Raw genomic sequence first — 15,250 nt, 5'->3', positions numbered from 1 at the left:
TAGGAATGGATCAAACTGAATATCACCTGCGTCTGACGCAAGGGTATTGTCAAGAAGGAAGGTTAAGCCGAATATTGTATTTAGGTGTTAAAGAAGGTTTAACTTACATATCTCCTTATGTGGAACAGCAATTTTATGGTCAGGATTCTGAAATTCTTATCATAAGCAGTTCATGCTTTAACTCAAGGGAAGTAAAAAATGTCATTTCAGAATATATTTGCGACCTAATCGTTATCGTGATGGACATTGATACCATTGAGAAAATAAAAGTCGCTCATGATATAATTGGAGTTTCACGCATTCATCAGTATGTTAAGACAGATATTAATTTCGATGCGATACTTGACAACATGTCAACACGAGAAAGAAAAAGGTTTATTCGCTCCCATAAAGATGGTTTCTCCTATGACATCTCGTATAGCAATGAAGATTTCTTCTATTTCTACGATAAGATGCATGCGCCAACAATGACAAAAAGATATGGAGAAAAAGCCAGGAGTTTACCTCGTCAGGATGCTTATGAGACACTATTTAAAAAAGGAATATTATTTAGAATATTCAAAAATGGAAAATGGGTTGCAGGAAGTGTCGGCCAAATTGATACATTGCATAAGAAGATGAACTCAAGATTAATTGGCGTATTAGACGGTGATTATAGATACAGAGCAGATGGCTCACAAAACTTTGTCTATCACTCTATTCTTGAATGGTCATGCCATGAAAAGTTTATTGACATTGTTGATTTTCAGGGATGCGAACCATTCCTGACAAAAGGGACTTTTCAATATAAAAAAAGATTTGGCACTGAAGCATGCATTCCTGATAATGTCTTTAAAGAACTCCGATTGCTACTCAGAGTTCCAAATGAAAACAGTTCTGCCTATAAATTCATTATTAACAACCCTCTTTAAAACGTTGATGAAGATGGCACATTATTCGCACAGTACTTCTATGATGGAAAACACAGTATAAGAAAAGATCTTCCTTACACTTGTCCAGGAATTCTCTATTCGAAATCAATCCCTTTGGGAAACTCACTTGAAAAATAAAAAATTATCACGTGATGATTATCTTATTCTTCTAGCCAATATATTTTCCTCGTTGGCATCGTTCTCATTTTTTCCTTACATCAGTACCGACCTCGCTGCCTGGATATCTTTGACATCAGCTCAGGCATCTTCAGCTGCAGGAATAGGAGTGATGGGTGGTAGCATTCTAGCCTACTTTTTTTCGACTTTTTTTTCGGCTCGCAACTTAAGAAAAAAAATTGTATCAGCCTTTTTTATCGGATTACCCTCAATTCTTAGCATTATTATTATTAACAAAACAGCATTAATTCCTTTAGTTCTTTTTTCCCTAAGCCTCATAATATTTCGCTTTTCGATTAGCTACAGTTCAAATTTAATCAAAACCCTGCAACTGAAAGATATCAAGGCTAAAAAAGATCGGTCTTGTATGCTGGGGTATATCAAAGTTACTACCAGTGTTGGAGGTGCACTTGGTCCTATACTTGGAAGCTTTTTATTCAATCAATACAATGTAATCGCATTGTTATTTTTCTCAGCAATATTGTTTTTTCTTTCTGCACTACTGATTTTACTACTAACATCAAAAACACATGGAGTGGAACCCGCCAGAGTTAAAGGGGAAAGTTTATTTCGTATGCCACGCGATGTATTTTTTCTCTGCCTCATTGCGCTGATACATTTTGTTTTTGAAGCACAGATTTATGCATTCATGGCGATTTCAGTGGAAAAAAATAATCATGAGGCTGCCTTCCTTCCTTTGATGTTTTCTGTAAATGCCATCTTGCTAATAACGCTGACCATTCCAGTATTGAATGTGATAAGAAGATGGAGAGTCAATTCGGTAACCGCAATCTTATTCGGTAGCTTTTTATCGTTAATAAGCATTATCACTAGTCCATATTGTCATTCATCTATATCCATCCTGGTAATCACTTTACTATTTACCTTGGGGGAAATAATTACACCACAAATAATTTTGCAGAAGATATCTCAATCAGACAATCATCATGAAATATTGAAGTTTCTCTCAACATATAATTTAATGACTTTTGGCGTAGGGTTAACCTTTGGTTATTTTCTCTCCTCATGGGCAGTAAGCTTACAGAAACCGCTATACTCCAGTTTGGCTTTTATTTGCGTTTACGCTTTTCTTTTTATACTTTTGTGCATCAAGAGAAAAACCGCCTGACTCAGGCGGCTTTTGTTGACAGATTAGGGATAGAGCGATTTATTTAAGGCAATCAGGACGATCATTTCCCCGCCAGAAACTGCCGATACGCGGTAATCACCGCCAGAAAATCCTCTACGCCGCAAAACGCCAGGCTCTCTTCGTCATAGTAGGTCATGCCCTCTTCCAGCCCGTCATCCTCTAACGCCAACTGATTAGCGCGAATCATCACCTCTTCTTCATCCAGCCATAGCGTGTATTCATGCCCGACACGTTGCCACTGATGATGGGTGCCTTTCACCTGCTGCACGGCAGCTTCGACGTCATCCAGCAGAGCTAAATTCTCATCCACCTCTTCGTTGAACCAGTGTCCCACGGCTTCGTGGTCCATCGACATGCGCACTTTGACCTTACCGGTCAGATCGCGCAAAAATTCATATTCCATGAGTTTTACCTCTTACTGATAGCGCGCCGCGAGGCACTCCCTGAGAGCATTTTGTGCGCAACACGCTGAATAAAGTGGGATCGTGCTCGCATTATGCCAGGCCCCGCGACGAAACGCAGCCATTCAGTAACTGACGGTCACCGTCACCGTATCGCTATAACTTCCGGCAGGCTGATTGGTCTGGTCCGGATTCACCTGCGCCGTGTAGTTGATGCTTTGGGTCGCGCCGGTGCCCGTTTCACTCAGGTCATTACTGGCGGTCCAGGCCGTGCCATCGGGCTGGTAAAGTTGATATTGCAGTAACGATGTCCCGGCGCTGGTACTGGCCGACATCTGCCGCCAATTGCCGCTGCTGGCGTTACTGCTGGTGAGATTAACGGTATAAGTCGCATTCAGGGTGCAACGGATACCCAACGTGGAAGCGATGCTGCTGAAGCTGGAGGGCAAGGAGGCACTGCCAAAATCCACGTCGGGAGCACTATCAATGGCACAATCATTGGTTACCACCAGCGTCAGATAAATGTACGAGGTCGCCGTACCGGTGGTGTACACGCACAGTCCCAATACCCCGACAAAGCAAATGCTGTAGCTCCAGTTCAGTGTCAGTGTGTCGGTGTACGTGCCCGCCGGCACATTCACCCCGGCAGTATTCCTGATATACAGCGGCAGCGAACCGTCACTGGCATTAAACAGGCCAAGCAACCCGAGGAGCGTGGTTGAACTCCAGGTTTTGCTGCTGCCAATGCTGGCCGTGGTACTACAGGCACTGTCACCACAAACGGTGTAGGGGATATAGCTGCCGCTGGCGCTGTTATATAAACGCGGTGTGGTGGCAGAGGCATTAGCGGAACTGCCCAATGTTGCGGTCACGGTATTGGTGCTCAGTAATGATAACAAACTGCCGGAACAGGTGAACCCGGTGCCGGTTTCCACGGTCTGCGCGGTGCTGGCAAGGGTAAATGAACTGACGGTGCCAAGATTGGTATTGCTGGAGCTGGCGGTACAATCGGCCAACACCGCCCCACTCCAGCCCAGCAATAACACGGCCAGCAGTGCGATAATCCGTTTCATGGTTGAGTCTCCTGGGTAGAGGACGGGCAAATCAGTGGGCCAATTTTGAACTGTGCCTGCACGCCACGCAGGCTGATGGCATGACGACATACCCCACCCGGCAGCGAGACGGCAATGTCGCTCTGCTCAGGGACATTGTCGAACCACACCTCACCGCCATAGCCCATTTGCGCCGTTTGCCCGCTGTGGGTTTCCGTTACCAGCGTGCCGGGCGGCAGCGCGTGGTGTTCACTGTCCACTAACGTGAGCAACAGCGGGCGTGTCTTATGCAGCGGGAAAGTCACCAGCGCACCACTGGCTTCACGTACAGCCACGCGTTGCTCAACCACTGGCGTTTCAATATCGGCAGGTAAATTTAGCGGGTCGATGGTCAGCTTCGCCGGATACCAAGCGCTGACCCAAGGCACCAGCAGATGACCGCTGCGGTCAGTGTTGCCCAATAGCTGGTTCTCATAGCGCACCGGAATATCGCGGTAGCCGGACGTGCTCACCACAATAAAGGCATCGTTGACTTTGCTACTGGCGAACAGGGAATTATCCATCCACACCAGCGCACCGCTGGCATCAAACCAACTGGTGCGGTCGCCAGGTGATCCATAAACACCGCCACTCAGCACCGTATAACGGGTTTTCCAGGTGAGATCGGCCTGGCGATAACCCGCGTTACCCTGCGAGGCCGCAAGGTTCCAGCCAAAGCCGCCTGCGGCGGGAGCCGCGCGACTGTAACTGAGCGTCTGTGCCAGTTCTCCGCTACTGGTGCGCTGGCTACTGGCGGTCATCGATCCCGTTTGGCCCAATGGTATGATCAACTGTAATTGACCGCTGACGCCGCTGGATCCGAGTGTTTTGTTCAGAGCCAGATGGAGGCTACTGCTGCCCCACAAACCACGACTCCAGGACAGGTTTGCCAATCGGGTGCGGGTGCCGTCATGCGCAGTAATATCGAAATAGCCAAGGCCAATAGTGCCGATCAGGCTGCCAAATGGCGCGAAGCTGAGGGTCGCCTGCTCAGAACGCTGACTCAGGCTGGCACTGGTGCCATAAACCGACAAATCACTGAAATCCGCCGTGCGCTGCACATGACTCAGATTCAGGCTGAAGCGCGACGAATACCATGAATAACCGAGCGAATATTGCTGGCCGCTGCGGTCCGACTGCGACTGGCTGGCACTGAGCGAGAGTGTCCCGAGGCGCGCCACCGACATATCAGCCCCCGCACCCACCCGCACCAGCCCTGCCCGGCCTTCCCCTTCAAACGCCAGTGTCAGATGGTCGTTCAGACCGTAACGATAAAAACTACTCAACGCGGCGGCATCATAATCGGCACTGCGTGAACCGTAGTTCTGACGCAACGCACCGGCGCTGAAATCGAAATCACTCAATCCGCTGCGCAACAACTGATTCGAGACGTAAAACGGAATGGTGGTTTCCACCTGGCGCCCCAACGCGTCCGTGGTGACTACCGTCGCCTCACCAGCCCCGTTGATATAGGGCGTGCTGGTCAGGCTCCACGGACCGGCATTCAGGCTATTGCTGCTGGTTTTATAACCATTGATAAACAGATCGACACTGCCCGGCACCGCCGCCGTGCCAGACCAGTTCAGCAATGGGTAGGTCACCAGGTCCGGGCGCACGGCAAAACTACGGCTGATGCGCAGGCCACCGAGTCGCACTGAGTTGCTCCAGCTCAGCGAGTTGCTCACGACATCCCCCAACTGGTAGCTGACCATGCGGTCAACATCGCTGTACTTCCAGGTGGTGTCATAACGCAGGTAGCCCTGCCCGCTTGTGTCAGCGCCGCGCCAGTCCTGTCGCCAGCTGCCGGTGTTGGAAAGATAGCCATTGCCAGTGAAAAAACGCTGCTCCAGCCAGACGGCGGTATAACTGCTTTCCTCGCCATTTTTCACGCTCCAGGCATCGTAGTTCAGCAGCATTCCGGGTGAACTGAGGGCAATACTGGCTGCCGCTTTCGAGTCAGTTAGCTGCTGTGATGGCAGCCAGCTATCCGGCACTTTGAGCTGCAAAATCTGATGCACGCTGTCGTAACTGACCTGCACCTGCGCCAACGCATTGACGTTCTGTGCACCATTTAGCATCGCTGCTAACGGGATAAAATTGCGCCGCAGTACCGTTGCATCCACCAGATAATCACCTTGATGCACAATGACGGGCACCACGTTGTTATCATTGCGACCATTAACGGCGAGCGTCAGCCACAGGGTGTAATCGCTCTGGTTAGTCTGCAACGCACGCGGCGGTGGCAGGCTGTCATACACTTGCGCTGCTGCATCCCGACACCCCCACAACAGAAGCCCCGGCAGTAGCGCCAATCGCGTCACTGCATGCGGCCTCATTGGGCTAAAGCAACCGGTGAACCGTTATCGGACAATTGGGCATAGAGTGTGGCACCAGCCGGTATGGCTCGGCCTGGCGGCATGGGAAACTGCATGGTTTGTCCCGGCAGGATATATCCCAGAAAACCTTTGGTTAGCGTCAATGAGGCTTTACTGGCGACAGGTTGCATGCCCCAGAACACATTGGTCAGACGGGCATGCACCACGCCCTGATTACGGATTTGCAGCATCGGTTTGCCTTGCTGGGTGACTTGCTGCCAGTGCAATTGCGGCTGGCTGGCACTGGCGGCGGCACGATGCAGGTCATTGCGTGTTTGTGTCCAGACCCCTGGTGCATCCAAAAACAGCGGCAGCACATACCGCATCTGCAACCGCAGGCCTGCGCTGTTCTTTTCTGCCGGGACGTTGGCATCAGGGATTTCATCCAGGATGATGCGATACGCCTGCTCCCCCTGGCTGGGCGGTGCGCCAGTGCGGATCAGACGAATTAACTGACGCTGTTGTGGCGGCACTGAAGCAAATGGCGGGCTGGCGATGACGTTATTTTGGTCGGCATAACGGTCACGGTATGCCACTTGCTGCCAGGCCAGCACGCGAATTTGTAAACGTACCGGGCGGCTACCACGATTCTCCAGCCATAGCGCACTGCCCTGCTGATCCGCCTCAATGACCTGGAAAATCGGCCACACCAGTACCGAACTGGCGGCATGACCCGCGCCACTGAGAAGCGCGATCATCATTAACAGCAAATATTTAATTGTTTGTTTTTTCATTATTTAATAGGTCAGAGTCACGGTGACGGTATCGCTGTAAGTCCCGGAAACGGGTAAGCCATCGGTGGCAAACAGGCGTCCATAGACCGTGTAGGTTTGGGTCGTGTCGGGAAACGATGCCACGCTGTAAGCCAGTGATCCGGTTCCCCAGACGGCACTGTGTGCCGCATCCTGATAAAGCTGATAACCCAGGGTGGCTGAACCACTGCTGTTACTCATGTATCGGCTGCTGGCGCTGCCCCCATGTTCACCGTAATCCAGCGCCAGACTGATCGCGGTTCCGGGTGTGCAAGTCACCACAATCGATCCGGCTCCGCTGTTGCTCGCCACATCGACGTTGCTGCTGATCGCGGTCATGGTGCCGAAACTGAGCGTGCCAAAATCGGTGCTGCCACTGGTTTCGCTGGTGCCGAAGGCGCAGCCGCTGGTGATGGTCGCGCTGACCTGAAAACTGTCGGTCGTGGTGCTTGCCATACAAGGCAAGGAAAACCACAACAGGCTCAGCGCGATGTGCCTCTCCATGGCGTAGCACCAGGCTTACCAGGCCAGCGTTGCCGTGACCGTATCAACGTAAGTCCCGGAGGCCGGCGCGGTTGTGCTCTGGTCAGACGGCAGAATGCGACCATAAATCGGGATATCCTGCTCGGTGCCATCCGCCGTCAGCGAGACACTGCCATTGACCGCAATCTCGGTACTGCGTGATGAGTCGGAATAGAGGCGATAGGGGATCAGTGTGCTACCGGAGGACATATTGCGCAGCGTGCTGCTCCCGTTGAGACCACCGTCCAGGGTCATCGTCGGTGAGAGACCACTGGTGCAGGTGACGGTAACGGTACTGCTGCCGTCAGAACCCAACACACTGCCATCAATGATGTTAGCGAGGTCAGCGTAGGTACCGAAGTTGATGGAACCCCAGTCATTGGTTGACCCACTGGAATCGTTGTTTCCTACAGTGCAACCCTCGCTGATGATGACCTGAATGCCCAGCTGCCCGCTAAGGGTGCCAGCGGCTTGCGCAGTGAAAGGCTGACAAACCGTGGCAACAGCCACGGCGAGACCACAGACGGCGGATTTGAATTCCATTTTGACCCCACAGTATTGCGATGATGTTTTTTATCCGGCACCTGAAATATTTAAATCTGCTTAAATGTGGCGAAAATCAACGCAGCCATCTTTTAGACAACCGTTCAGATTTAATCATTAAAATGCAGGCAACTCTTTGTCATGACAATGACCGTGGATTCACGTATTGCCACTTTTTTAAAACATACACCGGGCCAAAAGAGGAAGGAAAGTCGCAGATTAAGAATTATCCTAAAACAATTTTATCCTCCATATTTGAGATAAAGATTGGTTTTGTATCAGCAAGAAAGCAGCAAACGGCAGGATGTTAATCCAATATTTTTCGCAGAAAAATTACATAGGATTAACATGCTCATAAATGACTGTGAGATAAAAAGGCCCCATTCATCGGGATAAAAAATAACTCACCGTAACGATATTACTTCAGCAGTGATTATCACACCCCTGGAGGCGATGAATTCAGCAAAAAAATTAATGATTAACAAAAATGAAATCAGTGATTTTTCTTAACTTACCGCATGAAGAGGAAGAAAAATTACCCATAAAAAAGGGGCGATTCTCATCGCCCCCTGATAACGCCTTAAATGAATTACAGCGCGGTCTGGAAGATCACGTTGTCGGCTTTATCGGTGTACTGGTGCAGCTGATCAAAGTTGAGGTAGCGGTAGGTATCTGCCGCCGTCTTATCAACCTGGGTCATGAACTGCTGATACTCGTCCGGCGTCGGCAGTTTACCCAGCAGCGAGGCGACAGCCGCCAGTTCCGCAGAGGCCAGATACACGTTCGCGCCAGTACCGAGACGGTTCGGGAAGTTACGGGTCGAGGTGGAAACCACCGTCGCACCGTCAGCCACACGCGCCTGGTTACCCATACACAGCGAGCAACCCGGGATCTCAATACGCGCACCGCTCTTACCAAACACGCTGTAGTAGCCCTCTTCGGTAAGCTGTGCCGCATCCATCTTGGTTGGCGGAGCCACCCACAGACGGGTTGGCAGCTGGCCTTTGTGGCTATCCAGCAGCTTACCAGCGGCACGGAAGTGGCCGATGTTGGTCATGCAGGAACCGATAAATACTTCATCGATCTTCGCACCCTGCACATCAGACAGTAAACGCGCATCATCCGGATCGTTCGGCGCACACAGGATCGGCTCTTTGATTTCAGCCAGATCGATGTCGATCACCGCAGCGTATTCCGCATCCGCATCGCCTTCCAGCAGTTGCGGATCGGCCAGCCATTTTTCCATACCCTCGACGCGGCGTTCCAGAGTACGACGATCGCCGTAGCCTTCGGAGATCATCCACTTCAGCAGCACGATGTTCGAGTTGAGATACTCGATAATCGGCTCTTTATCCAGCTTGATGGTACAACCGGCAGCAGAACGTTCAGCAGACGCATCGGTCAGTTCAAACGCCTGCTCCACTTTCAGTTTTGGCAGACCTTCGATTTCCAGCACGCGGCCAGAGAAGATGTTTTTCTTCCCTTTCTTCTCAACGGTCAGCAGGCCCTGCTTGATGGCGTACAGCGGGATAGCGTGCACCAGATCGCGCAGGGTAATGCCCGGCTGCATTTCGCCTTTGAAACGCACCAGCACGGATTCCGGCATATCCAACGGCATCACGCCCGTTGCCGCAGCAAACGCCACCAGACCTGAACCGGCCGGGAACGAAATACCAATCGGGAAACGGGTATGGGAGTCACCACCGGTACCGACGGTATCCGGCAGCAGCATACGGTTCAGCCAGCTGTGAATAACGCCATCGCCCGGACGCAGGGAAACCCCGCCACGGTTCATAATGAAGTCTGGCAGGGTGTGGTGCGTGGTCACGTCTACCGGTTTCGGGTAAGCGGCAGTGTGACAGAAAGATTGCATCACCAGGTCAGCGGAGAAGCCCAGGCAAGCCAGGTCTTTCAGTTCATCACGGGTCATCGGACCGGTGGTGTCCTGAGAACCGACTGAGGTCATTTTGGGTTCGCAGTACGCGCCAGGACGGATACCTTCCACGCCACAGGCACGGCCCACCATTTTCTGCGCCAGTGAGAAGCCACGGCTGCTGGCGGCAACATCTTTGGCTTGCAGGAACACATCGCTGTGCGGCAGACCCAGAGATTCACGGGCTTTGGCTGTCAGGCCACGACCGATAATCAGCGGAATACGACCACCGGCACGCACTTCATCCAGCAGCACTTCAGTTTTCAGCTCGAATTTCGCCAGCAGTTCGTCGGTGTCGTGATTGCGCACTTCGCCTTTATACGGGTAGACATCGATCACATCCCCCATATTCAGACGATCAACGTCCACTTCGATCGGCAATGCGCCAGCATCTTCCATGGTGTTGAAGAAGATTGGCGCGATTTTACCGCCAAGGCACAGACCGCCGCCTTTCTTGTTCGGCACATACGGAATGTCCTCACCCATAAACCACAGCACCGAGTTGGTGGCTGATTTACGGGAAGAACCGGTACCCACTACGTCACCGACGTAAGTCAGCGGGAAACCTTTTTTCTGTAATGCTTCGATCTGTTTGATTGGGCCGATGTTACCAGCATCATCGGGTTCGATGCCTTCACGGGCGTTCTTCAGCATCGCCAGCGCGTGCAGTGGAATATCCGGACGAGACCATGCATCCGGTGCCGGAGAGAGGTCATCGGTGTTGGTCTCGCCGGTCACTTTGAACACGGTGGTGGTGATTTTTTCTGCCAGTTTAGGACGCTTCAGGAACCATTCTGCATCGGCCCAGGACTGGATAATTTTTTTCGCGTGTGGGTTACCCGCTTTGGCTTTCTCTTCGACGTCGTAGAAGTTATCGAACATCAGCAGCGTGTGGGACAGGGCCTCTGCGGCAATCGGGGCCAGTGCGTCATCATCAAGCGCCTCAATCAACGCATGGATGTTATAACCGCCCTGCATGGTGCCCAGCAGTTCGACTGCTTTTTCAGGAGTAACCAGAGGAGAGTGGGCTTCGCCCTTCGCGACAGCTGCCAGGAAACCGGCTTTTACATAGGCCGCTTCATCAACACCTGGTGGGACACGGTTGACCAACAGGTCAGTAAGGAATTCTTCTTCACCCGCTGGCGGGTTTTTCAGCAGTTCAACCAGCGCGGCCATTTGGGAAGCATCTAACGGCTTAGGTACGATTCCCTGGGCAGCACGCTCGGCAACGTGCTTACGGTATTCTTCTAGCACGACGTTCTCCTCGCTCTCATTGTATAGCTTTCCGGTGCACCCTATAACGCAGTCCAACAGTAGGGTGAGGTGCCCGGTTCCGCGTCGGCCAGCATAGCAGCATTTCGGCTGATTGTTAATCTGTTTACAAAAAAGCAACATCCTTTCGTTAAGCAGCAGATTCCGCTTCAATGACGCCACATCACAAAAAAAAGCAGGCAATAAATGCCTGCTGTATTGTGAAGCACATGATGTGGATTAACGATCGACCAGCACAAATTCCGTGGTGTTATAACGCTCACCCTGGATATGTTGCGGATCGAATAGCGCATCCAGCGTGCTGATATCGGCACTGCGTACTGCCAACGTGGTTGCGGCACAGTTTTGTTCCAGATGCGCGATCTTGCTGGCACCGGGAATCGGGACAATAAACTCACCTTTTGCCAGCACCCAGGCCAATGCCAGTTGCGCAGGCGTGGCATCATAACCTGCGGCCATCTCTGTCAGCTGATTCACTAACTTCTGGTTATGCGCCTGAGCATCCTGTTGGAAGCGCGGCAGATTACGTCGGAAATCATCTTCAGCCAGGGTTGCCGCTGCCGGGAATTTTCCTGTCAGGAACCCCCGACCTAATGGGCTGTAAGGCACAAAGCCAATATTCAGCTCGCGGCAGGTCGCGAGGATTTCTTGCTCCGGGTCGCGCGTCCATAAGGAGTATTCACTTTGTAACGCCGAGATAGGGTGTACCGCATTGGCGCGTCGCAGGGTGGCGGAGGAGACTTCCGACAAGCCGAGGTATTTGACTTTACCTTCACGCACCAGATCGGCCATCACCCCCACCACCTCTTCAATCGGTACTGCCGGATCGAGACGATGTTGATAAAGAAGTTCGATGGTTTCGACGCCGAGACGTTGCAGCGAGCCTTCCACCGCACGGCGAATATGGGCCGGATCACTGTTCACCCCAGTAACCCGCTCCCAGCCTTCGCCCTGCTCGTTGATGCGGAAGCCGAATTTGGTGGCAATCTTAATGTCTTTGCGCCCTTGCAACGCTTTTGCCAGCAAGGTTTCATTGGTAAAAGGGCCATAAACCTCGGCGGTATCAAGAAAATTGACACCCAGTTCAAAGGCGCGAGCCAGGGTATTCAACGCTTGCTTCTCATCGTTCTGACCATAGGCAAATGACATGCCCATGCAGCCCAATCCCAATGCTGAAACCTGTAATCCCTGATTGCCTAATTGACGCTGTTGCATTGTTTCATCCTCTTTGCTGTCAGTGTTATTGTTATAACCCTCAACAATTGCAGCAACAATTGAGGCATTCTTGCCGATTTAGTGAGTAAAATTCAGTAATGAACCCTTATCGCGCCACGCTACAGGAACTGGAGATGTTTGCCGCTATCGCGCAGCATCTGAGCTTTCGCAAAGCCGCCAGCGAACGCAATATCACGCCTTCTGCGCTCAGCCATGCAATGCGTAATTTTGAAGAACGCCTCGGGGTGCGGCTGTTAAATCGCACCACGCGCAAAGTGGCACTGACCGAGGCCGGAGATCGTTTTCTCCAGCGCATTCAACCGGCTTTGCAGGATCTGGCACAGGCGGTTGATGAGCTGAACGACTGGCGCAGCGATCCGCGCGGCAGCCTGCGTATCAGCATGCCGCGCTCAGCAGAAGCACTATTTTTCCAGTCGTTGATCCTGCCGTTTATGCAGCGCTATCCGGACATCACGCTGGAGATCGACAGCAACGATTCGCTGCTGGATATTGTGGCCGCCGGTTTCGATGCCGGGGTGCGCTACGGCGCGGTGCTGGCGCAGGATATGGTAGCGGTCCCCTTTGGTATCCCAATGCGTGCCCTGGCCGTCGCTACTCCCGAATTTATCGCACGCTATGGTGTACCCAACTCACCGGCTGCATTGCTCAATTTTCCCTGTATAGAACGCCGTTTTCCCAGCGGGCGTCGCTATCGTTGGGAGTTCTGGCAGGATGGGCAAAAACAGGAAGTGGCGGTAAACGGCTCGTTGGTGCTCGACAATAACGAACGCATTTTGCAGGCGGCGCTGGCAGGGGCAGGTATTGCCTTCTTACATCACGGAACGGTGATGGATGCCATCCAGCGAGGTGATCTGGTGGAAATTTTATCTGATTTTACTCAGGTGGAAGAAGGCTTTTGGCTTTATTATCCAAGTCGTAAATATTTGTCGACGCCTTTACGTTATTTTATTGACTGGCTTAAGGAAAATAGAAAATAAAATCCAATTCTCGTTACCTTATCAAGTAACGAGAACAACTAATACAGACAAGCAATAAGAGCAGAAACAGTATAAAAATAAACAGTGAAATTAATAAAAATAAGATTAGACTGCCTGCGGGCGCTTGAGGCAATCTGCCTTAAGCATCAGAAATGAATTGAGGTGGGTTGTGGAGAGTTTGCTCGCTTTAAATCAAGGAGCACGTGACGACGTAGCGGCGCGATTTATCGCGCTTATTTAAACATTTGCATGTAATAAAACGAATACGATAAATCGCGCAGCTACAGAATATATATATTAGTAAACGTATAATAAAAAACGGCTCCCTCAGGGAGCCGTTTTTTTTATTTTTCAGCGCTTATTTCTTTTTCGCTTTCGGGTTCGGCAGGTCGGTAATGCTACCTTCGAACACTTCTGCTGCCAAGCCAACAGACTCGTGCAGCGTCGGGTGCGCATGGATGGTCAACGCGATATCTTCCGCATCACAGCCCATCTCGATCGCCAGACCGATTTCACCCAACAGCTCGCCGCCGTTGGTGCCGACAATCGCGCCACCGATAACACGGTGCGTTTCTTTGTCGAAAATCAGTTTGGTCATACCGTCAGCGCAGTCAGAAGCGATGGCACGGCCTGAAGCAGCCCACGGGAAGGTGGAAACTTCGTAGCTGATGCCTTTCTCTTTCGCTTCTTTCTCGGTCAGACCTACCCATGCCACTTCTGGCTCGGTGTAAGCAATTGACGGAATCACTTTCGGATCGAAGTAGTGCTTCATACCGGCGATAACTTCTGCCGCGACGTGGCCTTCGTGTACGCCTTTGTGCGCCAGCATCGGTTGACCAACGATGTCACCGATCGCATAGATATGCGGCACGTTGGTACGCATTTGTTTGTCGACGCGGATAAAACCACGATCGTCCACTTCCACGCCCGCTTTACCAGCATCCAAGCCTTTACCATTCGGTACACGGCCAATCGCCACCAGCACCGCGTCGTAACGCTGTGCTTCAGACGGCGCTTTTTTGCCTTCCATAGAAACGTAAATACCGTCTTCTTTCGCAACAACGGCAGTGACTTTAGTTTCCAGCATCAGGTTGAATTTCTTGCTGATGCGTTTGGTGAACACTTTCACCACGTCTTTATCGGCTGCCGGGATCACCTGGTCAAACATCTCAACCACGTCGATCTCTGAACCCAGCGCATGGTAAACGGTACCCATCTCCAGACCGATGATACCACCGCCCATCACCAGCAGACGCTTCGGTACTTCTTTCAGTTCCAGCGCATCGGTTGAATCCCACACGCGCGGATCTTCGTGCGGAATGAATGGCAGTTCAATCGGGCGAGAACCTGCCGCGATGATCGCGTTGTCGAAGTTGATGGTGGTCGCACCGCCTTCACCTTCAACCACCAGGGTGTTAGCACCGGTGAATTTACCCAGACCGTTCACCACTTTGACTTTACGGCCTTTGGCCATACCCGCCAGGCCACCGGTCAGTTGTGTGATGACTTTCTCTTTCCAGGTACGAATTTTGTTGATGTCAGTTGAAGGCTGACCAAACACGATACCGTGTTCTTCCAGTGCTTTCGCTTCTTCAATGACTTTCGCTACGTGCAGCAGCGCTTTTGACGGGATACAGCCAACATTCAGACAGACACCACCGAGGGTGCTGTAGCGCTCTACCAGTACGGTTTCCAGACCTAAATCAGCGCAACGGAAGGCTGCAGAGTAACCTGCAGGACCTGCCCCAAGTACCACGACTTGAGTTTTAATCTCTGTACTCATCATGACCTCTTATTAGATTTCCGGCGGTCAGACGCGAACCTGTCCCAGGCTCTGGATGCCCTTATTCCACCGGCACATTTCACCGCAAGAGTTTACAGAATTGTTAATAAACTGCCAACCGCGGTGA

At 51.5% G+C, this 15,250-nt stretch carries 12 protein-coding genes; 3 read left to right on the top strand and 9 right to left on the bottom strand.

Features of this window, described 5'->3' with window-relative positions; genetic code table 11:
• Positions 1-5 precede the first annotated feature (5 nt).
• Positions 6-911, top strand: a complete 906-nt coding sequence (locus tag PAT9B_RS03585) for a hypothetical protein (protein WP_013507894.1) — start codon at positions 6-8, stop codon at positions 909-911.
• Positions 912-1,038: 127 nt separating this feature from the next.
• Entirely contained in the window at positions 1,039-2,217 is a 1,179-nt protein-coding gene (locus PAT9B_RS03580) for an MFS transporter (RefSeq protein WP_071883895.1), read from the top strand.
• Between the two features lie 61 nt (positions 2,218-2,278).
• On the opposite strand, the gene yacL is transcribed toward PAT9B_RS03580, so the two are convergent.
• From yacL to PAT9B_RS03540, 8 genes are all read right to left on the bottom strand, one after another.
• Positions 2,279-2,641, bottom strand: a complete 363-nt coding sequence (gene yacL, locus PAT9B_RS03575) for a protein YacL (RefSeq protein ID WP_013507892.1) — start codon at positions 2,639-2,641, stop codon at positions 2,279-2,281.
• Positions 2,642-2,764: 123 nt separating this feature from the next.
• Positions 2,765-3,712, bottom strand: coding sequence for a spore coat protein U domain-containing protein (locus tag PAT9B_RS03570; protein ID WP_013507891.1), 948 nt, complete (start codon positions 3,710-3,712; stop codon positions 2,765-2,767).
• Positions 3,709-6,066, bottom strand: coding sequence for a fimbria/pilus outer membrane usher protein (locus PAT9B_RS03565; protein WP_150105771.1), 2,358 nt, complete (start codon positions 6,064-6,066; stop codon positions 3,709-3,711). The genes PAT9B_RS03570 and PAT9B_RS03565 overlap by 4 nt, the downstream gene beginning before the upstream one ends.
• Positions 6,063-6,806 carry a molecular chaperone gene (locus PAT9B_RS03560; RefSeq protein WP_223300456.1) on the bottom strand — a complete coding sequence of 248 codons (744 nt, stop codon included), beginning with the start codon at positions 6,804-6,806 and terminating at the stop codon, positions 6,063-6,065. The genes PAT9B_RS03565 and PAT9B_RS03560 overlap by 4 nt, the downstream gene beginning before the upstream one ends.
• A gap of 36 nt (positions 6,807-6,842) precedes the next feature.
• Positions 6,843-7,313, bottom strand: coding sequence for a spore coat U domain-containing protein (locus PAT9B_RS03555; RefSeq protein ID WP_369700780.1), 471 nt, complete (start codon positions 7,311-7,313; stop codon positions 6,843-6,845).
• Positions 7,314-7,376: 63 nt separating this feature from the next.
• Positions 7,377-7,922 carry a spore coat U domain-containing protein gene (locus PAT9B_RS03550; protein WP_013507887.1) on the bottom strand — a complete coding sequence of 182 codons (546 nt, stop codon included), beginning with the start codon at positions 7,920-7,922 and terminating at the stop codon, positions 7,377-7,379.
• Positions 7,923-8,511: 589 nt separating this feature from the next.
• Positions 8,512-11,109 (bottom strand): bifunctional aconitate hydratase 2/2-methylisocitrate dehydratase, encoded by a 2,598-nt coding sequence (acnB, locus tag PAT9B_RS03545; protein WP_013507886.1) that lies wholly within the window; start codon positions 11,107-11,109, stop codon positions 8,512-8,514.
• Positions 11,110-11,346: 237 nt separating this feature from the next.
• The gene (locus PAT9B_RS03540; RefSeq protein WP_013507885.1) at positions 11,347-12,342 is read right to left on the bottom strand and encodes an aldo/keto reductase; all 996 of its coding nucleotides are present in this window, start codon (positions 12,340-12,342) and stop codon (positions 11,347-11,349) included.
• A 98-nt stretch (positions 12,343-12,440) separates the two neighbouring features.
• Here PAT9B_RS03540 and PAT9B_RS03535 point away from each other — a divergent pair, with 98 nt between their 5' ends.
• A complete protein-coding gene (locus PAT9B_RS03535; protein ID WP_013507884.1) occupies positions 12,441-13,340 on the top strand; it encodes a LysR family transcriptional regulator in 900 nt (299 codons plus the stop codon).
• Positions 13,341-13,698: 358 nt separating this feature from the next.
• Here PAT9B_RS03535 and lpdA read toward each other — a convergent pair whose 3' ends face one another.
• Positions 13,699-15,123 carry a dihydrolipoyl dehydrogenase gene (gene lpdA, locus PAT9B_RS03530; RefSeq protein ID WP_013507883.1) on the bottom strand — a complete coding sequence of 475 codons (1,425 nt, stop codon included), beginning with the start codon at positions 15,121-15,123 and terminating at the stop codon, positions 13,699-13,701.
• Positions 15,124-15,250: the final 127 nt, after the last annotated feature.

Source organism: Pantoea sp. At-9b (genome assembly GCF_000175935.2).
GTDB lineage: Bacteria > Pseudomonadota > Gammaproteobacteria > Enterobacterales > Enterobacteriaceae > Pantoea.
The sequence above is the reverse complement of the archived record's forward strand: the minus strand, read 5'-3'. Positions and strand labels throughout refer to the sequence as shown.

Coding starts and splice junctions, on each gene's coding strand:
- PAT9B_RS03585 (WP_013507894.1), top strand. CDS start 6: ATGGATCAAACTGAATATCACCTGCGTCTGACGCAAGGGTATTGTCAA.
- yacL (WP_013507892.1), bottom strand. CDS start 2,641: ATGGAATATGAATTTTTGCGCGATCTGACCGGTAAGGTCAAAGTGCGC.
- PAT9B_RS03570 (WP_013507891.1), bottom strand. CDS start 3,712: ATGAAACGGATTATCGCACTGCTGGCCGTGTTATTGCTGGGCTGGAGT.
- PAT9B_RS03565 (WP_150105771.1), bottom strand. CDS start 6,066: ATGAGGCCGCATGCAGTGACGCGATTGGCGCTACTGCCGGGGCTTCTG.
- PAT9B_RS03560 (WP_223300456.1), bottom strand. CDS start 6,806: ATGATGATCGCGCTTCTCAGTGGCGCGGGTCATGCCGCCAGTTCGGTA.
- PAT9B_RS03555 (WP_369700780.1), bottom strand. CDS start 7,313: ATGGCAAGCACCACGACCGACAGTTTTCAGGTCAGCGCGACCATCACC.
- PAT9B_RS03550 (WP_013507887.1), bottom strand. CDS start 7,922: ATGGAATTCAAATCCGCCGTCTGTGGTCTCGCCGTGGCTGTTGCCACG.
- PAT9B_RS03540 (WP_013507885.1), bottom strand. CDS start 12,342: ATGCAACAGCGTCAATTAGGCAATCAGGGATTACAGGTTTCAGCATTG.
- PAT9B_RS03535 (WP_013507884.1), top strand. CDS start 12,441: ATGAACCCTTATCGCGCCACGCTACAGGAACTGGAGATGTTTGCCGCT.
- lpdA (WP_013507883.1), bottom strand. CDS start 15,123: ATGAGTACAGAGATTAAAACTCAAGTCGTGGTACTTGGGGCAGGTCCT.